The 21,447-nt window shown below is 69.7% G+C and carries 20 protein-coding genes; 10 read left to right on the top strand and 10 right to left on the bottom strand.

The features are described 5' to 3' along the window. Positions 1-188: 188 nt before the first annotated feature. Together cydB and IEZ17_RS26320 are read right to left on the bottom strand one after the other, a co-directional pair. Positions 189-1,190: a cytochrome d ubiquinol oxidase subunit II gene (gene cydB / locus IEZ17_RS26325; RefSeq protein ID WP_189304234.1), complete on the bottom strand. Its 1,002-nt coding sequence runs from the start codon at positions 1,188-1,190 to the stop codon at positions 189-191. A gap of 9 nt (positions 1,191-1,199) precedes the next feature. Beyond that, positions 1,200-2,708, bottom strand: coding sequence for a cytochrome ubiquinol oxidase subunit I (locus IEZ17_RS26320; RefSeq protein WP_189304232.1), 1,509 nt, complete (start codon positions 2,706-2,708; stop codon positions 1,200-1,202). 249 nt (positions 2,709-2,957) lie between these two features. On the opposite strand from IEZ17_RS26320, the gene IEZ17_RS26315 reads away from it, so the two are divergent. Then, positions 2,958-3,326, top strand: coding sequence for a cyclophilin-like fold protein (locus IEZ17_RS26315; protein ID WP_189304230.1), 369 nt, complete (start codon positions 2,958-2,960; stop codon positions 3,324-3,326). A 97-nt stretch (positions 3,327-3,423) separates the two neighbouring features. On the opposite strand, the gene hisC is transcribed toward IEZ17_RS26315, so the two are convergent. Further along, entirely contained in the window at positions 3,424-4,503 is a 1,080-nt protein-coding gene (gene hisC, locus IEZ17_RS26310) for a histidinol-phosphate transaminase (protein WP_189304228.1), read from the bottom strand. 395 nt (positions 4,504-4,898) lie between these two features. On the opposite strand from hisC, the gene IEZ17_RS26305 reads away from it, so the two are divergent. The 3 genes from IEZ17_RS26305 to IEZ17_RS26295 all read left to right on the top strand — a co-directional run bounded on the left by IEZ17_RS26305 (position 4,899) and on the right by IEZ17_RS26295 (position 8,451). Next, positions 4,899-5,999, top strand: a complete 1,101-nt coding sequence (locus IEZ17_RS26305) for a LacI family DNA-binding transcriptional regulator (protein ID WP_189304226.1) — start codon at positions 4,899-4,901, stop codon at positions 5,997-5,999. 270 nt (positions 6,000-6,269) lie between these two features. Beyond that, the gene (locus tag IEZ17_RS26300; protein WP_189304224.1) at positions 6,270-7,358 is read left to right on the top strand and encodes a metallophosphoesterase; all 1,089 of its coding nucleotides are present in this window, start codon (positions 6,270-6,272) and stop codon (positions 7,356-7,358) included. Between the two features lie 208 nt (positions 7,359-7,566). After that, the gene (locus IEZ17_RS26295; protein ID WP_189304222.1) at positions 7,567-8,451 is read left to right on the top strand and encodes a G protein-coupled receptor family protein; all 885 of its coding nucleotides are present in this window, start codon (positions 7,567-7,569) and stop codon (positions 8,449-8,451) included. A gap of 108 nt (positions 8,452-8,559) precedes the next feature. Here IEZ17_RS26295 and thiC read toward each other — a convergent pair whose 3' ends face one another. Next, positions 8,560-10,338 (bottom strand): phosphomethylpyrimidine synthase ThiC, encoded by a 1,779-nt coding sequence (gene thiC / locus IEZ17_RS26290; RefSeq protein ID WP_229852639.1) that lies wholly within the window; start codon positions 10,336-10,338, stop codon positions 8,560-8,562. Between the two features lie 222 nt (positions 10,339-10,560). Here thiC and IEZ17_RS26285 point away from each other — a divergent pair, with 222 nt between their 5' ends. Continuing rightward, entirely contained in the window at positions 10,561-11,898 is a 1,338-nt protein-coding gene (locus tag IEZ17_RS26285; protein ID WP_189304219.1) for a YibE/F family protein, read from the top strand. A gap of 118 nt (positions 11,899-12,016) precedes the next feature. Here IEZ17_RS26285 and IEZ17_RS26280 read toward each other — a convergent pair whose 3' ends face one another. From IEZ17_RS26280 to IEZ17_RS26265, 4 genes are all read right to left on the bottom strand, one after another. Then, positions 12,017-12,439, bottom strand: a complete 423-nt coding sequence (locus tag IEZ17_RS26280; RefSeq protein ID WP_189304217.1) for an SsgA family sporulation/cell division regulator — start codon at positions 12,437-12,439, stop codon at positions 12,017-12,019. Between the two features lie 104 nt (positions 12,440-12,543). Beyond that, positions 12,544-13,326, bottom strand: a complete 783-nt coding sequence (locus IEZ17_RS26275; protein ID WP_189304215.1) for an IclR family transcriptional regulator — start codon at positions 13,324-13,326, stop codon at positions 12,544-12,546. A gap of 476 nt (positions 13,327-13,802) precedes the next feature. Then, positions 13,803-14,027: a DUF5326 family protein gene (locus tag IEZ17_RS26270; protein WP_189304213.1), complete on the bottom strand. Its 225-nt coding sequence runs from the start codon at positions 14,025-14,027 to the stop codon at positions 13,803-13,805. A gap of 193 nt (positions 14,028-14,220) precedes the next feature. After that, positions 14,221-14,538 carry a cupin domain-containing protein gene (locus tag IEZ17_RS26265; RefSeq protein ID WP_189304211.1) on the bottom strand — a complete coding sequence of 106 codons (318 nt, stop codon included), beginning with the start codon at positions 14,536-14,538 and terminating at the stop codon, positions 14,221-14,223. A 48-nt stretch (positions 14,539-14,586) separates the two neighbouring features. Here IEZ17_RS26265 and IEZ17_RS26260 point away from each other — a divergent pair, with 48 nt between their 5' ends. The 5 genes from IEZ17_RS26260 (at position 14,587) to IEZ17_RS26240 (ending at position 18,359) form a co-directional block, all read left to right on the top strand. Continuing rightward, complete coding sequence (locus IEZ17_RS26260; protein ID WP_189304209.1) at positions 14,587-14,964, top strand: phage holin family protein; 378 nt, start codon at positions 14,587-14,589, stop codon at positions 14,962-14,964. Positions 14,965-14,967: 3 nt separating this feature from the next. Continuing rightward, positions 14,968-15,522: a low molecular weight protein-tyrosine-phosphatase gene (locus IEZ17_RS26255; protein WP_189304207.1), complete on the top strand. Its 555-nt coding sequence runs from the start codon at positions 14,968-14,970 to the stop codon at positions 15,520-15,522. After that, on the top strand, positions 15,519-16,667 hold the full coding sequence (locus IEZ17_RS26250; RefSeq protein ID WP_189304205.1) for a cystathionine gamma-lyase: 1,149 nt from the start codon (positions 15,519-15,521) through the stop codon (positions 16,665-16,667). Before IEZ17_RS26255 ends, IEZ17_RS26250 begins: the two co-directional genes overlap by 4 nt. A 261-nt stretch (positions 16,668-16,928) precedes the next feature. Continuing rightward, a complete protein-coding gene (locus IEZ17_RS26245; protein ID WP_189304203.1) occupies positions 16,929-17,825 on the top strand; it encodes a LysR family transcriptional regulator in 897 nt (298 codons plus the stop codon). A 54-nt stretch (positions 17,826-17,879) separates the two neighbouring features. Further along, positions 17,880-18,359, top strand: a complete 480-nt coding sequence (locus IEZ17_RS26240; RefSeq protein WP_189304201.1) for an NUDIX domain-containing protein — start codon at positions 17,880-17,882, stop codon at positions 18,357-18,359. A gap of 33 nt (positions 18,360-18,392) precedes the next feature. Here the strand turns inward: IEZ17_RS26240 and IEZ17_RS26235 are convergent, their stop codons facing one another. Beyond that, complete coding sequence (locus tag IEZ17_RS26235; protein ID WP_189304199.1) at positions 18,393-19,244, bottom strand: pyridoxamine 5'-phosphate oxidase family protein; 852 nt, start codon at positions 19,242-19,244, stop codon at positions 18,393-18,395. 94 nt (positions 19,245-19,338) lie between these two features. After that, on the bottom strand, positions 19,339-21,150 hold the full coding sequence (locus tag IEZ17_RS26230) for a globin domain-containing protein (protein WP_189304197.1): 1,812 nt from the start codon (positions 21,148-21,150) through the stop codon (positions 19,339-19,341). Positions 21,151-21,447 lie beyond the last annotated feature (297 nt).

The raw sequence follows: 21,447 nt of genomic DNA, 5'->3' as shown, positions 1-21,447 counted from the left end.
GCTCCGACCACGATCTCGGCGATCAGCATGGCTTGGCCGATGACCAGGCCCGCTCCGGCAAGCCCGAGCACCACCACCGCGATGAGGAATCCGCGGGTGGCACGGGCGTATCGGAGCAGACGTGGGTCGACCGGTTTCACGTGAAACCTTCCGTTCTCCTGAGGTCCGCCGCGCGGTGCGGGGCTCAGCTAGTGGGCTTCGGCGATGTGCTGGGTGCCGATCCGCTTGCGGAACACCCAATAGGTCCACCCTTGGTAGAGCACCACGATCGGTGCGGCGATCCCGGCGCACCAGGTCATGATCTTCAAGGTGTAGGGACTGGACGAGGCGTTGCTGACCGTGAGGCTCCAACTCTCGTTCAGCGTGGACGGCATGACGTTCGGGAAGAGCGACAGGAACAGCATCGCGACCGCGGCGGCGATGGTGATCCCGGAGAAGGCGAACGCCCAGCCCTCGCGCCCGAGTTTGTTGGCCCCGAGCGCCGCGACCAGCGCGACCACCGCGACGACCATGGCGATCAGGCTGGTGCCGTCGCCCTTGTCGGCCTGGGTCCAGCCCAGGAAGCCGACCGCGAGCACCGCGGTGACCAGCCCGAGGACGCCCGCCGTCCTGCGCGCCCGTTCCCGGATGTCGCCGACGGTCTTCAGGGACGCGAACACCGCACCGTGGAAGGTGAACAGCGTCAGCGTGACCAGCCCGCCGAGGATCGCGTACGGGTTCAGCAGGTCCAGGACGCTGCCGACGTACTCCTTGTGCGCGTCGATCTTGACGCCGTGCACGATGTTGCCGAACGCCACGCCCCACAGGACCGCGGGCAGCAGCGAGGTCCAGAAAATCGCATGCTCCCAGTTGCGCTGCCAGCGCTCCTCGGGCCGCTTGGCGCGGTACTCGAACGCGACCCCGCGCACGATCAGGCAGACCAGGATCAGCAGCAGCGGCAGATAGAACCCGGAGAAGAGGGTGGCGTACCAGTCCGGGAAGGCCGCGAAGGTCGCGCCGCCCGCACTGAGCAGCCAGACCTCGTTGCCGTCCCAGACCGGACCGATGGTGTTGATCAGTACGCGCCTCTCGCCGCGGTCGCGGGCGAGGAGCTTGGTGAGCACGCCGATTCCGAAGTCGAAGCCTTCGAGGAAGAAGTACCCGGTCCAGAGGACGGCGATAAGAACGAACCAGACGTCGTGGAGTTGCACAGTCGCCTCCTAGTACGAGAAGGCCATCGGCCGGTCGGCGTCCGAGGTGTGGCCGCCGATCTTGGTGGGCGGGTTGAGGTCGGAGTCGGTGAGCTCCTGGGGTCCGGCCTTGATGTACTTCGCCAGCAGCTTGACCTCGACCACGGCGAGGATCGCGTAGAGCGTGGTGAAGACGACCAGGGACGTGATCACCTCGCCCTGCGTGACACCCGGCGAGACCGCGTCGCGGGTGCGCAGCACGCCGTAGACGACCCAGGGCTGGCGGCCCATCTCGGTGAAGATCCAGCCCCACGAGTTGGCGATCAGCGGGAAGCCGAGGGTGACGAAGGCCAGTCGCCAGTACCACTTGGCCAGGCGGTCGCCCAGCGTCTTGTTCTTGGTGAGCGCGAGGTGCGGTGGTTCGTCATCGCCGGTCCGCAGCGCGGGCGCGAGCCAGAACTTCTTGCGGGTGAGCCACAGTCCGGCCAGACCGATGGCGAAGGACGTCATCCCGAAGCCGATCATCCAGCGGAAGCCCCAGTACGTGACCGGGATGTTGGGCCGGTAGTCGCCGGGCCCGAACTTCTGCTGCTCGGACTTGTTGACGTCGTTGATGCCGGGGACCGGCGACGAGAAGTCGCTGTGGGCGAGGAAGGAGAGCACGCCGGGTATCTCGATGGCGACCTTGTTGTGGCCCTTGGCGACATCGCCGTACGAGAAGACCGAGAACGGCGCGGGCGCCGCCGTGTCCCACAGCGCCTCGGCGGACGCCATCTTCATCGGCTGCTGCTGGAACATCACCTTGCCGAGCGAGTCGCCGCTGACCGCGGTGAGCATCCCGGAGATGACGAGGGTGACCAGCCCGAGCCGCAGCGACGTCCGCATGACCTTGATGTGCTTCTTGCGCATCAGGTGGTACGCGGAGACGCCGACCATGAACGCCGCGCCCGTCAGGAAGGCCGCGGTGAGGGTGTGGAAGACGACGACCAGGGTGGTGTCCTGGGTGAGCACCTTCCAGAAGTCGGTCAGCTCGGCACGACCGGTGGCGTGGTTGTACTTGTAGCCGACCGGGTGCTGCATCCAGGAGTTGGCCGCGAGGATGAAGTACGCGGACAGCATCGTGCCGATCGAGACCATCCACATGCAGAAGCAGTGGATCTTCTTCGGCAGCTTGTCCCAGCCGAAGATCCACAGACCGATGAAGGTGGACTCGAAGAAGAACGCGATGAGCGCTTCGAAGGCCAGCGGGGCCCCGAATATGTCACCGACGAACCGCGAGTAGTCCGACCAGTTCATGCCGAACTGGAACTCCTGGACGATGCCGGTGACGACACCCATCGCGATATTGATCAGGAACAGCTTGCCCCAGAACTTGGTGGCCTTGAGGTACTGCTGCTTGCCCGTTCGCACCCATGCGGTCTCAAGTCCGGCCACCAGAGCGGCGAGAGAGATCGTCAGAGGGACGAACAGAAAGTGGTAGACGGTCGTGATGCCGAATTGCCATCGCGCCATCGTCTCTGGCGCCAACGCCAGTTCCACGTCGCTTCCTCCTTACGTCGCCGCTGCACTACGGCAATGTCCCTTTTGCATCACATAAAGCGGTACATACCGGGACCGAGCTTGTGAACGCGTTCACATTCACAAGCATTATCTCCTATGGACTTCCGGCCTTGAGGAAGGGGGGTACGTGACTGCCGTCACGCTCGATTCCATGGCGCCTGAACGTTTATCCCGAGGTTACGCACGCACTCTTCCCTCGGACTTCAACATATTGTTGAATTCGTCGCCATGAAGATCCGAATCTCCTGGCCCGCCGGGCATGTGACCGCCACCCTCGACGACACCCCGACCGCCGCGACACTGATCGCCGCGCTGCCTCTCCAGGCCACCGCGCACACATGGGGCGAAGAGGTCTACTTCGACACCGGCCTCACCCCTGCCCTGGAGGCCGGCGCCCGCCAGGTCGTCGACCCCGGCACGGTCGCCTTCTGGACCGAGGGCAACGCGCTCGCACTCCCCTACGGCCCCACCCCGATATCCCGCGGCGACGAGTCCCGCCTCGCCTCGCCCTGCAACGTCCTGGGGCGCATCGACGGCGACCCGCGCGCGCTGGCCACCGTCCGCGGCGGCGACGCCATCCACGTGCAGAAGGCCTGACTTCCCGACGCAGCCGGCACACACGACCTGAGGCCGCGGGTCGGCGGACCCACGGCCTCGGTGCGATACCTGCGAAGGCGCGCTGCCTTCCGCCGGCCTACAGCTCCTTGCGGAACTCCTCCGCCGCCCGCAGGAACAGATCCATCGCCGGCTTCTCGCCGATCGTCACGCGCACGCCCTCACCGGGGAACGGCCGCACGACCACCCCGGCCCGTTCGCACGCCGCCGCGAAGTCGGTCGTCCGGTCCCCCAGCCGCAGCCAGACGAAGTTCGCCTGCGACTCCGGAACCGTCCAGCCCTGCCCGACCAGCCCGTCGAACACCCGGGTCCGCTCGGCGACCAGCGACTCGACCCGCTCCAGCAGCGCCTCCTCGCTGCGCAGCGACGCCACCGCCGCATCCTGCGCCAGCTGGCTCACCCCGAACGGCACCGCCGTCTTGCGCAGCGCGGCGGCCACCGGCTCGTGCGCCACCGCGAAGCCGACCCGCAGCCCCGCCAGGCCGTACGCCTTGGAGAAGGTGCGCAGTACGCAGACGTTGGGGCGGTCCCGGTAGATCTCGATGCCGTCCGGCACCTCTTCGTCGCGGATGAACTCGCGGTACGCCTCGTCCAGCACGACCAGGACATCGCCCGGCACCCGGTCCAGGAAGGACTCCAGCTCGGCCCGGCGCACCACGGTGCCGGTGGGGTTGTTGGGGTTGCAGACGAAGATCAGCCGGGTCCGGTCGGTGATCGCCGCCAGCATCGCCTCCAGGTCGTGCCCCTCCCCGGAGGTCAGCGGCACCTTCACGGAGGCCGCACCGGAGACCTGGGTGATGATCGGGTACGCCTCGAACGACCGCCAGGGGTAGATCACTTCATCGCCCGGCCCGGCCGTCGACTGGAGCAGCTGCTGAGCCACCCCCACCGAACCGGTACCCGTCGCCAGGTGCTCCAACGGCACCGAGAACCGCTCGGCCAGCTCCGCCATCAGTCCGGTACACGCCATGTCCGGGTAACGGTTGAAGGACCCCGCAGCCGCCACCGCGCTCTCCATGACGCCCGGCAGCGGAGGATAGGGGTTCTCGTTGGAGGACAGCTTGTACGTCACCCGCCCACCGGACGGCGCCGGCCGGCCCGGCTTGTAGGTGGGGATGCCGTCCAGCGCACTGCGCAGCTTCGGGGTCTTCTCGCTCACCGCAGGTCCTCCTCGACCGTCCCGCTCGTCTCCAATACTGCACACCTTATGAGGATTGCCCCGTCCGGCGTCAGCCCCAAAAAGAGAGCCGCCCCTGGCCCCCGGCCGCGCCGGGTGTCCGGCGTGCGCCCTCAGGGGCGCGCTACCCGTGAAGCCGTGCGCCGGTGGCTCACTCCGTGGCGCGCATCACTCGTCAAGGTGACTTGAGACCTCTTCGAGACCTGGTCCCCTCGACAGGCAGAGCCATCAGATCTCCCCGCGAATGATCAGGATTGACGCCAACTCCCTTTGTTTTTATGGATTTTGATGGCACATCACCATGCAGAATCGTGCCTTCTCATGGCCGTCTGCGGTCACCCGCCAATGGCCGTACCGAGCCCTACTATCGGCTCGCCATGACAGCAGCAGGGAAGCACCAGGTGGGCCGGTCGACCGGTCGCCGACTGGGCCGTGCGGGTATCCGGGACGTGGCCGCCGCAGCCGGTGTATCGATCACGACTGTCTCCGACGCGCTCAACGGCAAGGGCCGGCTTCCGGATGCCACCCGTAGCCATGTCCGCGAGGTGGCCGACCGGCTGGGCTACCGCCCGTCCGCAGCCGCCCGCACGCTCCGTACCGGCAAGTCGGGCCTCATCGGCCTGACCGTGACGACGTACGGGGATGAACCTTTCACCTTCACCGAGTTCGCGTACTTCGCCGAGATGGCCAGAGCCGCCACCTCCGCCGCGCTGGCCCGCGGCTATGCGCTGGTCATCCTCCCCGCGACCTCCCGCCACGACGTCTGGTCCAACGTCGCCCTCGACGGCACCGTGGTCATCGACCCGGCCGACGGCGACCCGGTCGTCACCGAGCTCGTCCGGCACGGCATCCCGGTCGTCTCCGACGGCCGCCCCGGGGGCGCCATCCCGGTCACCGGCTGGGTCGACAACGACCACGAAGCGGCCGTCCTCGGCCTGCTCGACCACCTCGCCGACGCCGGCGCCCGCCGCATCGGCCTGCTCACGGGCACCACCACCGACACCTACACCCGGCTGTCGACCACCGCGTACCTGAACTGGTGCGAGCGGGTCGGCCAGGACCCCGTGTACGAGTCGTATCCCGCACACGACCCGTGCGCCGGCGCCGTCGCCGCGGACCGGCTGCTGGCCCGTCCGGACCGCCCGGACGCGGTCTACGGGCTCTTCGACCCCAACGGCACCGACCTGCTCGCCGCGGCCCGGCGCTACGGCCTCCGCGTACCGGACGACCTGCTGCTTGTCTGTTGCAGCGAGTCCACCGTCTACGCCAACACCGAGCCGCCGATCACCACGCTCTCGCTCAAGCCGCGCCGGATCGGCACCGCCGTCGTCCAGATCCTGATCGACGCCATCGAGGGACTCGACAACAGCCGCCCCGTCGAACAGGTGATACCGACGGACCTGATCGTGCGGACGTCCTCCCAGCGCCGCTCCCCGCGCACCACCGTCAGTCCGCCGCGCGGCCCGGCCGGCGACTGAGCGTGCTCCCCGGCTAGAAGGACCGGGCGTACGGGCAATCCCCGGACGCCCTCTCCGCCGAGGAAAAAACAGGGCGATCACGGGAGAAATCCGCCGCGAACGCCGGTCTTCGCGGGATTGATCACCCCCGGGTGCGTCACAACCCGCGAGCGGCGTTCCTATGATGGGCGCACGACACCGCGGATCGCCGTCGACCAGGCAAAGGTCCGAGAGGTGCACGGCGGCGCAACGGTGGAGGGGTCGATGACTCAGGGGGCCAGTCAGGGACCCATGGTGTGGACCATGGGGGCACAACCTCCGGCGTCCGTTCCGCCGCCCGGAGCACCGTCCGGCATGCCCGCCGGACCGCCGGCCGGTCCGCCGCTGCACCTGCCCGCGGGCCCCCCGGCCGCGCCGCCCGCGGCCCCTCCGGTCCAGCTGCCCGAGGACTACACCCCGACCGCCCGCGACCTCCCGGTCATCGGCCGTACGGACACCCTCATCGACCACCCGGTGGTGCTGCCGGTCCCCGAGCCGGCGACCTCCCCCGACATGCCCGGCGGCATGGGCCCGCTCTACGTCGTCGGCGATGTGCACGGCTTCTACGACGAGCTGCGCGAGGCGCTGGCCGCCGAGGGGCTGATCGACGCCGACGGCGACTGGGCGGCCGGCAACGCCCGGCTCTGGTTCCTCGGCGACTTCACCGACCGCGGCCCGGACGGCATCGGCGTCATCGACCTGGTCATGCAGCTCTCCGCCCAGGCCGCGGCGGCCGGCGGCTACTGCAAGGCGCTGATGGGCAACCACGAGCTGCTGCTGCTGGGCGCCAAGCGGTTCGGCGACACCCCCGTCCAGTCGGGCGCCGGCACCGCGTCCTTCCAGGCGGCCTGGCTCCTCAACGGCGGCCAGAAGTCCGACATGGACCGCCTGGAGGACCACCACCTCCAGTGGATGGCCCGCCTGGACGCCGTGATGGAGGAGGACGGGCATCTGCTCGTGCACTCCGACACCACCGCGTACCTCGAATACGGCGGCTCCATCGAGGCGGTCAACGACACCGTCCACGAGGTCCTGACGCGCAGCGACGCCGATGAAGTCTGGGATCTCTTCCGGAAGTTCACCAAGCGGTTCGCCTTCCGCGACGAGTCCGGCTCGCAGGCCGTCCGCGAACTGCTCGACGCCTACGGCGGCAACCGCGTCGTGCACGGCCACAGCCCGATCCCGTACCTGCTGGGCGAGGTCGGCGCGGAGGACGGCGAGGGCGACGGGATCGCGGTCAACGGTCCGCATGTCTACGCCGACGGCCTGGCCATCGCGATGGACGGCGGTATCACGATGGCCGGAAAGCTGCTGGTCGTGCAACTCCCGCTGACGGGCTGAGCGTTCCCCGGGCAGGTCTACGCGAGGCCGGCGGGCGGCCTGGAGGGCGTGATCCGGTCGTGGCATTACTCAAATTCCGCAAACTCTCTGTCACCTCGCGCCGGAGGCGCTCTACCATCGGTCTATCCGTAACAGGCTCTCCTCCGTTTCCGCCCACCGCCCGGCCCCGGCCGGCCCGTACGGCCCTACGGAGCATCGGGGGATCCACATGAACAGCGCTCCGCACCTGCTGAACGAGGACCGCGCGGAATTCGCGCGGATCCTCGATGAGGCGCTGCGTACTGCGGAATACCGCCCGGACGACCTCACCACCGTCACGGGAAGTCATCTGAACACCGAGCAGTTGCGCTCGATGGCGCTCAGTGCGACCACCGCCATCGCCGCCTGCGCCACGGCCGAATACCAACGCTTCGTGCAGCTGCGTGCCGAGCTCCGCGCCCCGGCGTCCGCCGCGTACGTCGCCGGCGCGGACCGCTCGTCAGCGGACCAGACCTCTGACGAGCGCACCGGACCGGCCACCGCGGCCGGCGGCGAGGCCGCCGAATCGGCCGGCGTCGGACTTGCCGCGATGGCCACCGTGCTCGTCCCGGTCCTCGCCGGTATCGCGGCCGTCCTCTTCCTCCTCATCGGCTACGTGCTGCGCGCCGTCAGCCCCGACCAGGCCGTCGCCCAACCACTGATCAGCGTCGGCTGGATCTTCGCCGCGCTGACCGCCGCCGGCGCGCTGGTCGCGATGGGCGGGCTGGTCGTCACCGCGCTGCGCAACGGCGCGTCCTCCCGCTCTGTCAGAGACGACGAGCTGGTGGCCGCCCTGGACGGCGCCCACGACGCCTGGCGGCACGCCCTCCTGGAGCGCGGGCTGCTGCCCTTTCTGCGCGAGGCCCTGGCGGACCCGTCGGCCGACCCCGCCGACGACCCGGTCCGCTACGTCCCCGACCCGGCCCCGGCACCGCAGCGCCGCATCCCCACCCTCGGCTACAGCCGCCCCGACTTCACCAGCCCCGACACCGGCTCCTCCCGGTCCCGCCCCCGCTACTCCAGCCCGGACTTCACCAGCCCGGACTACGGCGGGCCGGATCACCATCCGGAGTAGCGGCCGGCACCGGCCGCGCCACCGGCCCGAAGTCGCTTCCCGTGCAAGCGACTTCGGGCCGGTCTGCGGTTTTCACGGCGTTCGCGGCGTTCGTGCGGTTCGCCCGGATCAGTCCGCGATCGGCAGATAGACCCGGTTGCCGGCCTCCGCGAACTCCCGCGACTTCTCGGCCATTCCGGCCTCGGGGTCGACCGCCAGATCGCCACCGTGCTCGCGGCGGATGTCCTGGGAGATCTTCATCGAGCAGAACTTCGGCCCGCACATGGAACAGAAGTGGGCCGTCTTCGCCGGCTCCGCGGGCAGCGTCTCGTCGTGGAAGGCGCGCGCGGTGTCGGGGTCGAGGGCCAGGTTGAACTGGTCCTCCCAGCGGAACTCGAAGCGCGCGTCGGAGAGCGCGTCGTCCCATTCCTGGGCGCCCGGGTGCCCCTTGGCGAGGTCCGCCGCATGAGCCGCGATCTTGTACGTGATGACGCCGGTCTTGACGTCGTCGCGGTCCGGGAGGCCCAGGTGCTCCTTGGGCGTGACGTAGCAGAGCATCGCGGTGCCCCACCAGGCGATCATCGCGGCGCCGATACCGGAGGTGATGTGGTCGTAGGCGGGTGCGATGTCGGTGGTGAGCGGGCCGAGCGTGTAGAACGGCGCCTCCTCGCAGATCTCCTGCTGGAGGTCGATGTTCTCCTTGATCTTGTGCATCGGGACGTGTCCCGGGCCTTCGATCATCGTCTGGACGCCGTGCCGCTTGGCGATGGTGTTCAGCTCGCCGAGGGTCCGCAGCTCCGCGAACTGCGCCTCGTCGTTGGCGTCCGCGATGGAGCCGGGGCGCAGGCCGTCACCGAGGGAGTAGGTGACGTCGTAGGCCGCGAGGATCTCGCAGAGCTCCTCGAAGTGCGTGTAGAGGAACGACTCCTTGTGGTGCGCCAGGCACCAGGCAGCCATGATCGAGCCGCCGCGGGAGACGATGCCGGTCTTGCGGCGGGCCGTGAGCGGGACGTACCGGAGCAGCACACCGGCGTGCACCGTCATGTAGTCGACGCCCTGTTCGGCCTGCTCGATGACGGTGTCCTTGTAGATCTCCCAGGTCAGTTCCTCGGCCTTGCCGTCGACCTTCTCCAGTGCCTGGTAGAGGGGCACGGTGCCGATGGGGACGGGGGAGTTGCGCAGCACCCACTCGCGGGTGGTGTGGATGTTGCGGCCGGTGGAGAGGTCCATGACCGTGTCGGCGCCCCAGCGGGTCGCCCAGGTCATCTTCTCCACCTCCTCCTCGATGGAGGAAGTGACCGCGGAATTGCCGATGTTGGCGTTCACCTTCACCAGGAAGTTCTTGCCGATGATCATCGGCTCGATCTCCGGGTGGTTGATGTTGGCTGGCAGCACCGCACGGCCGGCCGCGATCTCGTCCCGTACGAACTCGGGCGTGACGTTCTCGCGGAGGGCGACGTACTCCATCTCCGCGGTGATCTCGCCGCGCCGGGCGTAGGCGAGCTGGGTGACCGCGGCGCCGTCCCGGCCCCGGCGCGGCTGGCGCGGCCGGCCGGGGAAGACCGCGTCGAGGTTCTTGAGGCCACCGCGCGGCGAGGTGTGCTTGATGCCGTCGTCCTCGGGGCGCAGCGGGCGGCCCGCGTACTCCTCGGTGTCGCCGCGGGCGATGATCCAGTTCTCACGCAACGGCGCGAGACCGCGGCGGACATCGGTGTCGATATTGGGGTCGGTGTACGGCCCAGACGTGTCGTAGAGCGTCACGTCCTTGCCATTGGTGAGGTGCACCCGCCGGACCGGGACCTGGAGGTCCGGACGCGATCCGGAGACATAGCCCTTGTGCCAGCCGATCTTCGGCTTTTCGCCGTTGTCGGAGACGCTTTCGGGCGTGCGTGCATCCTGCAGAGTCATATAGACCCAACTCCCTACGCCGGCATTACCCGGTAACAGGTTCGGCGGTCGACGCAGCGGCTTCCATCCGCCGGCGTTTCACGTGAAACGCCGCTGGGACGGAGGTCAGCGCCCTCTCAGCCCGGTGCTCCGAGCTCCCGCGATTGCAAAGGTGGCACCACGGTAGCGGCCGATACGGCAGTGTGAACAGGGGGCCCCATCGCTTCTTGCGATGATCTGGCGGTGAGCCCTCCCGAACACCGGCACCACTCCGCCGCCCACGCGCATACCCACAGCCATGGGCCTGCGGCACCCGTCTCCCGGCATCTGCGCAAGGTCATCGCCGCAGTGCTGATCCCGTTCGCCGCCGCCGTGGTGGTCGGCCTGATCGTGCTCTGGCCGGGCGGCGCACCGCCGCACAAGCCGTCCGGTGTGGGCTTCGACCAGCCCACCGAACAGGCCAGGGTGATCAAGGTCGAGGAGGTGGACTGCGCGAAGGTGCACGCCGAGCAGCAGCCGCAGCCGACCTCGCCCACGGGTCAGCCGCCGGCCGGGGGAGCGGCGAACGGCAAGCCCTGCGAACAGGACACGGTCAAGGTCACCACGGGGCCGAACGCGGGCCGGACCTTCCAGACGGTGGTGACTCCGGACGCCCTGCGGCACTTCACGACCGGCCAGGACGTGGTCGTCGCCTACTCCCCCAAGGCGCCGAAGGAATTGCAGTATTCGGTGACCGATGTCGACCGAACCCTCCCGATGTGGGTGCTGGCCGCGATCTTCGCCTTCGCGGTGGTGATCGTCGGGCGGCTGCGCGGAGTGCTCGCACTGGTGGCGCTGGTGGCCAGCTTCGGGGTGCTCACGCTGTTCATCCTCCCGGCGGTCCTCCAGGGCTCCGATCCGCTGCTGGTGGCGGTGATCGGCGGCAGCGCGATCATGCTGATCGCGCTCTATATGTGCCATGGGCTGACCGCCCGTACGTCCGTGGCGGTGCTCGGCACCCTCGCCTCGCTGCTGCTGATCGGGCTGCTCGGCTCGGTGTTCATCAACTGGGCGCTGCTCACCGGCAATACGGATGACACGACCGGGCTGGTGCACGGCCTGTACCCGAACATCGAGATCCGCGGTCTGCTGCTGGCGGGGATCATCATCGGGTCGCTGGGGGTGCTCGACGATGTGACGGTGACGCAGACGGCCGCGGTCTGGGAGCTCAAGGACGCGGATCCGTCGGCGGGTTGGCGCAAGCTGTACGGCGCGGCCATGCGGATCGGCCGGGATCACATCGCGTCCGTCGTGAACACTCTCGTCATGGCGTACGCGGGCGCCGCACTGCCGTTGCTTTTGCTGTTCTCGATCGCACAGAGCAGTGTCGGAACGGTCGCCACGAGCGAGGTGGTCGCGGAGGAGATCATCCGGACGCTCGTGGGCAGCATCGGGCTGGTCGCGTCGGTGCCGGTGACCACGCTGCTCGCGGCGCTGGTGGTCTCGGCGGACCGCCCGGGGCCGGCCGGCGGCACGCCGGCGCCGCCCACCGGGGCACAGGGCGGGCGGCGCGCGGCGCACGGGCGGCGCCGCAAGCGGTGACGGAAGCGGGTGGGCAGGTTCGGGTGATGGGGTGGGCAGCGGCTGCGAGTGGTTCGGGGGCGGCCGGGGTGCCGGTCCGGCCGGTGGTGGTGGGCGGTGGATCGGGCGAGCCGCCGGATCAGCCGGCCGGCGCCTCCGCGAGGATCCGGTCCAGCGCGGCGTCCAGGGTGTCGCAGACCTCTTCCTTGCCGAGCGGGACGAGCCGGTCCGTACGGTCCAGGAAGGCGATCAGCGGCGGCGCACTGGCCCGGAACAGGGCCCGCTCGGGGCCGACTTGCAGGTTGATGTAGACATCGCTGAGGTGCTCGGGGGAGGCCGGCTCGATCCGTACGTCGCCCTCACCGGACCGCCGACTGAGCCCGTCCAGCAGCAGCTCACGCCCGAACGCCCAGGTCACCGGCGCGTCGCCGGGGAGGTCGAAGGTGAGCCGGACCGCGTACGGATCGGCACTGTCGAAGTCCAGCTCCACCGGGATCCGAAAGGCGAGCTCCTCCGAGACGAGAAAGCTCATGATCACTTCTGCCTGAACCGTGTCGCTCATCAACCACTGCCCCGCACTTGATCGGAGATGGCCGGGATTCATCCCCGGAAGCCGTATGGACGCCATCGTCGGTCACGTGCAGGCAGATCACAAGGAGTGAGTTTTCAGATACTGATAGAGAAGGCGAGTGTCGTTAGTGCCTCCTCCGCCATTTTCCGTAGTCGGTCCGTAACCGACCGCAATCGGTGCAGTTCCGTTACAGGGAGGGAAACCGCCAGCGTCGCCGCGACCGAGCCGACCCGGATCGGAATCGCCGAGCACACCGTGCCCAGGGCATATTCCTGACGCTCGTACGCGACCTGGCCGCGACGCACCGTAGCCAACCGTTGCAGCAGCTCACCCTCGGATCGCAGGGAAAAAGGCGTTATCGGCTGCACGGGATGGCGCGCCAGATGCTCCCTCCTGGTCGCCTCGTCGAGCTGCGCCAGCAGGCACTGCCCGATCGCATGGGCATGGGCGGTGGTACGGAAGTCGACCCACTCCTCGACCGGGGGCCGCTCGGGATCGTCGGTCATCGCGACCACTTCCACCTCGCCCTCGCGGTAGACGGCGAAGTAGACGGCGGCGCCCAGTTCCCGGCCCACCGCGGCCAGCACATCGGAGAGCTCGCGGCGCTGCCGGCGCCTGGCCCCGGCCCGCCCGATGCACTCGGCGCCCTCGCCGACGACGAAGACGCCGTTCTCCCGGCGGAGATAGCCCTCGTGGGTCAGGGTCCGCAGCAGGTGGTAGGTCGTTGCCAGCGGGAGTCCGGCCGCTCGGGCGAGCTGCTTGGCGGGTGCCCCGTCGGGATGCGCGGCAACCGCCTCCAGCAGCCGGAGCGCCCGCTGCACCGATCCGATCAGGGTGGGGTGAGAGCCGGATTCGCCGTTCACGATCGCCAACGCCATCCCCCAGGTACGAGCGCCGTGGGCCGGTGGCCCCGGTCACGGGACCCGCTCCCGCGACCGCGCACGTCTCCCGGGACGCCGTCGGCGATGCCCGGCCCGCCCTCGCCCACTCGGCATTTTCCGGAACGTCACCCTCCGGAAGACGCCCGCGCACGCACTCTAGCCGCGCGGATCGGGCCGTGAGCGGAAAGCCGTGGGAGTTAACCCGGCCGGGACATCCGGCACCCGCCGATGACGTGCGGGGGCGCACCGCACACACCGGGCGAACAGCCGGAACGCCCTGAACTCCCCTCGTACGACGGACTGTCAACGGGCAGGTATCCGAACCGCGTTCGACGGCCACAGTGGGTGTGTCGGACCGGAGCCGGGCGCTCCGTGCGGCATCCCTCGGGAACGCCGGACGCCCTGCCCCCGAGGTGGGGCAGGGCGTCGTCGGACGGTGCGGGCCGGACAGTGTCGGCCAGTAGGACCCGGCCTTACCAGTCGCTCTTCGAGGAGGACGACGAGGATCCGGTGAACCTCCGCACGAGGTAGATGACGCCGGCGATCAGGGCCGCCGCGATCAGGACCTTGAAGAGCAGGCTGATCAAGAAGCCGAGTGCGGTGGCGAGCAGCCCGCCGAAGACCACGATCAGGATGACGGGCACCACGACCCAGGTGACCCACCACGGAAGCCCTGCGAATATCCCCTTACCAGCCACTGCTCTGCCCTGCTTTCTGTCTGTCTCGCTGATGTCGGTCACTGCCTGCCGCGCCGATGGCACCGTCCGCGCCCTGCGCGTCTGCCGTCTCCGGCCTTACACCAACGATGCTAGGGCGCCGGGGGTCGCCGTGGGGGCCTGACAGCCCCGGCTCATCCCTGACCCGACCCCTACGGGTTCCGGGGTCCGACCCTCAGCTCTCGGGCGGAGAGAAGACCACCATGACCCGGAGATCCTCGCTGATGTGATGGAACTTGTGGGGTACCCCGGCCGGCACATAGACCACGCTGCCGCGCGCCACCGGCTCCGTATCCGTGCCCACGGTGATCGCCCCACGGCCGCTGACCACGAGATACACCTCGTCCTGCGCGTGCGGCTGCTGCGGATCGGTGCTGCCGGCGTCCAGGGCGTACAGGCCGACCGACATGTTGCGTTCGCGGAGGAACTGGAGATATGCGCCGTCGTTCGCGACCCGCTCCGCTTCGAGTTCATCCAGTCGGAAAGCCTTCATGCCGTTCGCACCCCTCGCTGATTCAGAGTCGTCTGCGACGATCTCACCATGAAGCATTTTCTGGTCAAGACGATCGCCAACGCCGCGGCACTGGCCGTGGCCATCTGGCTGCTCAAGGGCATCACGCTCACCGGTGAGAACACCGGCCGCAAGGTACTGACACTCGTCCTCGTCGCGCTGATCTTCGGGCTGGTCAACTTCATCGTGAAGCCCGTGGTGAAGCTGCTGTCCTTCCCCTTGTTCATCCTCACGCTCGGCCTGATCACGCTCGTCGTGAACGCGCTGATGCTGCTGCTGACCTCCTGGCTCGCCGGCAGGGTCAACCTCGCCTTCCATGTGGACGGCTTCTGGACGGCACTGGTCGGCGGCGTGATCGTCTCCATCGTCGCCTGGGCGATGCATGTGATCCTCCCCGACAAGGACTGACGCTTGTCCACTCCCTATCGCCTCTGCTTCGTCTGCACCGGCAACATCTGCCGCTCGCCGATGGCCGAGTCGGTCTTCCGCGCCCGGATCGCGGAGGACGGGCTCGACGCCCTGGTCGAGATCGACAGCGCCGGTACCGGCGGCTGGCACGAAGGCCACGGAGCCGACCCGCGCACGGTCGCCGTGCTGCGCGCGGGCGGCTATCCGTACGCCCACACCGCCCGACAGTTCCGCTCCTCCTGGTTCGCCCGCCTCGACCTGGTGATCGCCCTCGACTCGGGCCATCTGCGCGAGCTGCGCCGACTGGCCCCCACCGCCCGGGACGCCGCGAAGATCCGCCTGCTGCGCTCGTACGGCACCGGCTCCGGGCCCGCCGCGGACCTCGACGTACCCGACCCGTACTACGGCGGCTGTGAGGATTTCGAGGAGTGCCTGGAGATGATCGAAACGGCCTGCGACGGCCTCCTGGAAGCGGTCCGCGCCGAGGTCACCTCCTGCGCGCCCGGACCCGCCGAGCCCCGGCCGCACCCGCCCCACCAGCAGAAGGAGAGCGCATGACGGGCGACGGAACCCGCGCCGTACGAGCCGGGCTCCCCGAGCCGGAAGCCTACGAACCGACCCTCCCCGGACCGGTCTTCGCGGCGCACTACCACCTCCCCGGCGACGCCGCCGGCCCGTACACCTACGGCCGCGACGCCAACCCGACCTGGACCCGGCTGGAAGCCGCCATCGGCGAACTGGAATCGCCGGACGGGTCCGCACACACCGTCGCCTTCGCCTCCGGCATGGCGGCGATCACCGCCGTGCTCTTCTCGCAACTGCGCTCCGGCGACGCGGTGGTGCTGCCCAGCGACGGCTATCAGCTGCTGCCGGCCGTCCGCACCCGTCTGGAGAGCTACGGCATCGAGGTCCGCACGGCGCCCACCGCGGACGACGCCCAGCTCGGGGTCCTCGACGGCGCCCGCCTGCTGTGGATCGAATCGCCGTCCAACCCCGGCCTCGACGTCTGCGACATCCGGCGGCTGGCCGACGCGGCGCATGCCCGAGGCGCCCTGGTCGCCGTCGACAACACCCTCGCCACCCCGCTCGGCCAGCGCCCGCTGGACCTCGGCGCCGACTTCTCGGTCGCCAGCGGCACCAAGGCGCTGACCGGGCACGGCGATGTCCTGCTGGGGTACGCCAGCACCCGAGACGCCGCGCTGGCCGACGGCGTACGGCTGTGGCGCAAGACCGTCGGCGCGATCCCCGGCCCCATGGAGAGCTGGCTCGCGCACCGCTCGCTGGCCACCCTGGCGCTGCGCGTCCGCCAGCAGGCGACCGGCGCTCTGGCGCTCGCCACGGCGCTGGCCGAGCGGCCCGAGGTCACCGGCCTGCGGCACCCCGGGCTGCCGTCCGACCCGTCCCATCCGCTCGCCGTCCGGCAGATGCGCGCCGGCCGCTTCGGCTGCGTGGTCTCCTTCACGCTGCCCGACCAGGCGTATGCGGAGCGGTTCCTGGCCGCGCTGACGCTGGTGGACGACGCGACGAGCTTCGGCGGCGTACGGTCCACCGCCGAGCGGCGCGGGCGCTGGGGCGGCGATGACGTGCCGGAGGGCTTCATCCGCTTCTCGGTCGGCGTCGAGGAGCCCGAGGATCTGGTCGCGGATGTCCTCCGGGCGCTGGACGCGGCCAGTACGGATCACCATGCCCGGCCGGCTGTTTGAGACCGCAACCGGCGACGTTCCGGCGGGACAGCAGGGGTGCACGAAGGGCCGGCAGGGTATCCCCCCTCGTCACCCTGCCGGCCGGCGGTCCGCCTGCACCGGCCCGGACGTTGCACGGACCCGTTGTTTCACGTGAAACGAACCGCTTCAACAAGGCTAGTTGACTGAGCGTCAGTGTCCAATCACGCTAGCGGCACAGCCCTATCGACAAATTTATAGTTGGCGCGCGACCAGGCTTCCGAGGGGCGCAGGAGGTACGCGATGGATCTGGCGCTGCTGCGTACCTTCGTCACGGTGCACCGGGCCGGCTCGTTCACCCGTGCCGCGGCGCTGCTCGGACTGTCCCAGCCCGCCGTGACGAGCCAGATACGGACCCTGGAACGCCAGTTGGGCCGTCCGCTCTTCCTCCGCTACGCCCGTGGGGTCACGCCCACCACCATCGGCGACGAGCTCGCCCACAAGGTCGCGCCCCACCTCGACGCGCTGACCGAGATCACCGAAGCCGGACTGGACCAGGACTCCGCCACCCGCACCCTGCATCTCGGCGGCCCCCCGGAGTTCACCGCCGAGCGCGCACTGCCCGCGCTGACCCCGCTCATCACCCAGGGCCTCTCCATACGCACCGCCTTCGGGGCCGCCGACGAGCTGCTGAACGGCCTGGCCGCCGGCCACCACGACCTGACCGTCACCACCACCCGGCCGCGCGGCGGGCTGCTCACCGCCACCCCGCTGTGCGACGAGGAACATGTGCTGGTCGCCGCGCCCCGCTGGGCGGCCCGGGTCGGCGGCCCCGGTGTCCTCCAGGACCGCGGCGTACGCGTGCTGGATCCCGTACCGCTCGTCGAGGTCCACGAGAGTCTGCCGCTGATCGCCCGCTACTGGTCCGCGGTCTTCGATGCCAAGCCGGCCGCCTCGGCAGCGGTGATCGCCACCGATCTGCGGGCGGTGCTGTCCTGCGTCGCGGCGGGCGCGGGACTGGCCGTGCTGCCCCGCTATCTGTGCGCCGAGGCGCTGGACAGCGGGGCGGTGGTCGCCCTCCTCGAACCGCCGGTGCCCCCGCTGCGCACGTACTTCCTCGCCGTACGGACCGGGACGCTGGGGCTGCCGCACATCGCGCGGGCACACGAGTGGCTGCTGCGCACGGCGGTCGACTGGTGACGTGAGTGCTGGGGCGCGGGTTTCACCAGGCGGCGACTGCGGCATCTGTCCCCTATGACCGTACGGCCAGTCGTCAAACGCACCGCCCGCGCGATTCTGCTCGACGGAGCGGATCTCGTACTGATCAAACGCACCAAGCCGGGACGGGCACCGTACTGGATCACTCCCGGCGGCGGTGTGGAACCCGAGGACGCCACCGTCATCGACGCCCTCCACCGCGAAGTGGACGAGGAACTGGGCGCCAAGATCACGGATGTGGTGCCGGTCTTCGTCGACACCGTCGAGCACTTCAGCGACGGCGGTGTGGACGGCGTCAAGGTGCAGCACTTCTTCGTCTGCCGGCTCGACTCGATGGACCTCTCCCGCCGTCACGGCCCCGAGGTCGAGGAGCCGTGCGGGGAGTACGAGATCGTGCGGGTGCCCTTCACCCGCGTCGGGATCGCCTCCGTCGAGGTCGTACCGCTCTCGCTGCGGCACTACCTCGACGGCAATATCGAGGGCGTACGCGCGATGCACGCCCCCGATCTGGGCTGAGCGGCCACCGGGCGCAGCCGCTCGCACCCCGTCTCAGACGTCGGGCGGGTCGAACCAGCCGCGGAACTCCGCAGCGTCCTCGGCGCGGCTGCGTGGTTGGGCACGTGCCAGCACCCGCTCGACCCGGTCGAGGAACTCCCCGTTCAGCGCCGACGCCACCTCGTCCCGGGCGGGCGGGAGCGCGGTGCCCGGCGCGATGCCGGGCGGGCGGTACGCCGGGCCGTCCCCCCGGACCACCTCCGCCGCGTCCTCGTGCAGTCCGCCGCGCAGGTGCACGTACTTGTGCTGCGGGCGCCGGAAGGGCGGGCGTTCGTCCGCCTCGGCGGCGGCGCCGAAGAAGTCGCCGCCCTTGCGCCTGACGTCGTCGGTGCCCCAGGCCCGCGCACCGCGCGCCTGTGCCGGGACCTTCTGCAAATGGGGAATGTGCTTGGCGCAGTGGATGTACGCCTCCTCGACCTCGACCGCGACCCACAGCTGCGCCCGCCGCCCGGGGACCGGGTCGATCGGCAGCTCGGGATGGGCGGACCGCATCTCCTCGTCCAGCACCACCCGCGCCCGGCCGTTGACGTGCAGCCCTATGCGGTCGCGGGTGAAGTCGATCATCAGGATGCCGAGGCGCGGGTTCTCGGAGATATTGCCGACGGACGCCATGACGCCGTTGCCGCGGTACTCCGGGTACGCCAGCAGCCGTTCGCCCAGCACCTGCACGAAGCCGGGCGGACCGGCACGGAAGGTCGAGTCGCATTCACCGTGCCGGTCGGCGGTGGCCAGGAAGAACATCTCCTGTCTCGCGACGAACTCCCGCATACGGCCGTTGAGATGGTTGAGAACCTGGTCTTTGTAGAACCGGTCGGCGCGCTCGGTCGTGCCGAGTCTCTGCTGCACCAGGTGCTCACCATCGCTTCCGGGGCGCTCCTCCTGCCCGGAAACGCCCCGTCCCTCCCCTGCCCGGCCGTATTCACCGTCTACTGCCAAGTGTTCAGTCTCCTGTCGATACCAGCTCTTCGATGGAGTCGTGCCGTATGCGATCGGACGAAACACCGACCCCCACCAGAGCGTCCACCCCACTGCGTATCAGTCCCGGCGGACCGGACAGATACGCGTCATATTCCCGGTACGGCCCGTATTGCCGTACTGCGTCCGGGAGTTGCCCCGTTATGGTGCTGGGCCCGCCCCGCGTCCCGGGCCCGATGGCGACGACCGGGCGGACCGACAGCCAGGGGTGGGTCTGGTCCAGCCGCAGCATGGTGTCGATGTCGTAGAGGTCGTGGTCGCTGCGGGCGCCGTAGAAGACGTCCACGGGGCGCCGGATGCCGTGCTCCGCGACGTCCTCGATCAGCGCCTTGATGGGCGCGATGCCGGTGCCGCCGCCGACGCACAGCAGGCCGTTGCGGTTCGTGTGGTCGACGGTCATCGAGCCGGCCGGGGCGCCGAGCCGGAGGACGTCGCCGGGCCGGGCACGGTGCACCATCGCGTTGGAGACCCAGCCGGCCGGCACCGCCTTCACGTGGAACGACAGCAGTCCGTCCGAACGCGGCGCGGAGGCGAAGGAGTAGTGCCGCCAGACCCGCGGCCACCAGGGCGTCTCCAGGCTGGTGTACTGACCGGCCCGGAAGGGGTACGGATGGTCAGGCCGGACCGTCACCACCGCGGTGTCGGGCGTGCGCAGCTCGTGCGAGACGACCTCGGCCTGCCACCAGGCCGGCGCGATGGCCTCGTTCTCGGCCGCCGCGTCGATCATGATCTGCGAGATCGCGGTGTACGCGCGCACCCACGCGGCCTCGGCCTCCGGGCTCCAACTGGACGTCGCGTATCGGGAGAGCGCGGCCAGCAGGCATTCGCCGACCGCCGGGTAGTGGTCGGGCACGGTCCCGTATTTGCGGTGCCCGCGGCCCAGGTGGGAGAGGTACTCGGTGAGCACCGGGCCGTTGTCGACGTGCTGGGCCGCGGTGAGCAGCGCCTTGAAGAGCCGGTCGCGCTGGGTGTCCATCGCAGCGGGGAACAGCGCCCGCAGATCGGGGTGCTGGACGAACAGCAGCGCGTAGAAGTACGAGGTGACCTTGTCGGCGACCGGCTCGATCTCGGCCATGGTGCGGCGGATGAGGATCGCGTCGGGAGAGGCCGGGGCAGTGGTGGAGGCGGAGGCTTGCACGGCGCTGAGGGTGGGCTCCGGGGCGGGCGGTGCAGGAGTGGTCGCGGGGGTCGGCGGAGCCGGAGCAGCAGCCGGGGGCGGCGGGGCGGCCGGGGCAGGCGGGGCAGCCGGGGCGGCCGGGGCCGACGAGGCTGGAGCAGCGGCCGGTGCATGGGTGGCTGCCGGTGCCGGAGGTGCCTGAGCGGTGCGGGGGTCGGTGGCGACGAACGGGTCGAAGGGGTTCCGCACCGGCTCGTGCACGGGCTCCGGCTCGGCCTCGCGGCTCGGAGCGGCATACGCGGACGCGGATGCGGGAGCGGACTGCTCGGCGTTCGCGGGGGAGCCGTCCTGACGGCCCGTCTCCCGCTGCGGCGGCGGCCCCTGCTGCGGCACCCGCTGCGACTCCGGCTCGCGCTCCCGCTCCGCGGCGGTACCCACCGGGCGTATCGGATTGACCGGCCGCGTGGGTATCCGTTCCGCTTCTACGCGTTCGCCCTGGTCATTCCGGTTGTCCTGGGCCGATTGCCGCCCGTCCCAGGTGTTTTGTCTCGCCTGCTTCTCTTCGGAGGATTTCCTCGACGCCGGAGTGAACCAACCCCAATCGCCACTGCTCCCGCCAGAAGGGCCGTTATCGGCCGACGTGGTGGTCGGAGCGTCCATGGTCTGCCTCGCCTCGAACGTCTTTCGGTTGTCTTTGCAGGTCCGTTGATCGGAACTGCCCGGAATTCCCCCGCCCTGCCCCCGGAATTCTTAATCGACTCAAGCGATCCCGGCAACACCCTTCAAAGCGGACAAATCTCACTTCCCTACAGCAAGTAGCGCAGATGTCGTTCCGTCAGGATGCCACCCTGGCCGACCGCATCGGACAAATAGCCGGAAGTACGGGTGTCACGGACCGCCGAGCCACTAGGCTGACGAGCTTTGCCTGCCGTTCACGCGGCCACGGAGACCCTCACC

The sequence above is a fragment of the Streptomyces albospinus genome (genome assembly GCF_014648695.1).
Lineage (GTDB): Bacteria > Actinomycetota > Actinomycetes > Streptomycetales > Streptomycetaceae > Streptomyces > Streptomyces albospinus.
The sequence above is the reverse complement of the archived record's forward strand: the minus strand, read 5'-3'. Positions and strand labels throughout refer to the sequence as shown.

Coding starts and splice junctions, on each gene's coding strand:
- IEZ17_RS26315 (WP_189304230.1), top strand. CDS start 2,958: ATGAAGATCCGAATCTCCTGGCCCGCCGGGCATGTGACCGCCACCCTC.
- IEZ17_RS26305 (WP_189304226.1), top strand. CDS start 4,899: ATGACAGCAGCAGGGAAGCACCAGGTGGGCCGGTCGACCGGTCGCCGA.
- IEZ17_RS26300 (WP_189304224.1), top strand. CDS start 6,270: ATGGTGTGGACCATGGGGGCACAACCTCCGGCGTCCGTTCCGCCGCCC.
- IEZ17_RS26295 (WP_189304222.1), top strand. CDS start 7,567: ATGAACAGCGCTCCGCACCTGCTGAACGAGGACCGCGCGGAATTCGCG.
- thiC (WP_229852639.1), bottom strand. CDS start 10,338: ATGACTCTGCAGGATGCACGCACGCCCGAAAGCGTCTCCGACAACGGC.
- IEZ17_RS26280 (WP_189304217.1), bottom strand. CDS start 12,439: ATGAGCGACACGGTTCAGGCAGAAGTGATCATGAGCTTTCTCGTCTCG.
- IEZ17_RS26275 (WP_189304215.1), bottom strand. CDS start 13,326: ATGGCGTTGGCGATCGTGAACGGCGAATCCGGCTCTCACCCCACCCTG.
- IEZ17_RS26265 (WP_189304211.1), bottom strand. CDS start 14,538: ATGAAGGCTTTCCGACTGGATGAACTCGAAGCGGAGCGGGTCGCGAAC.
- IEZ17_RS26260 (WP_189304209.1), top strand. CDS start 14,587: ATGAAGCATTTTCTGGTCAAGACGATCGCCAACGCCGCGGCACTGGCC.
- IEZ17_RS26250 (WP_189304205.1), top strand. CDS start 15,519: ATGACGGGCGACGGAACCCGCGCCGTACGAGCCGGGCTCCCCGAGCCG.
- IEZ17_RS26245 (WP_189304203.1), top strand. CDS start 16,929: ATGGATCTGGCGCTGCTGCGTACCTTCGTCACGGTGCACCGGGCCGGC.
- IEZ17_RS26240 (WP_189304201.1), top strand. CDS start 17,880: ATGACCGTACGGCCAGTCGTCAAACGCACCGCCCGCGCGATTCTGCTC.
- IEZ17_RS26230 (WP_189304197.1), bottom strand. CDS start 21,150: ATGGACGCTCCGACCACCACGTCGGCCGATAACGGCCCTTCTGGCGGG.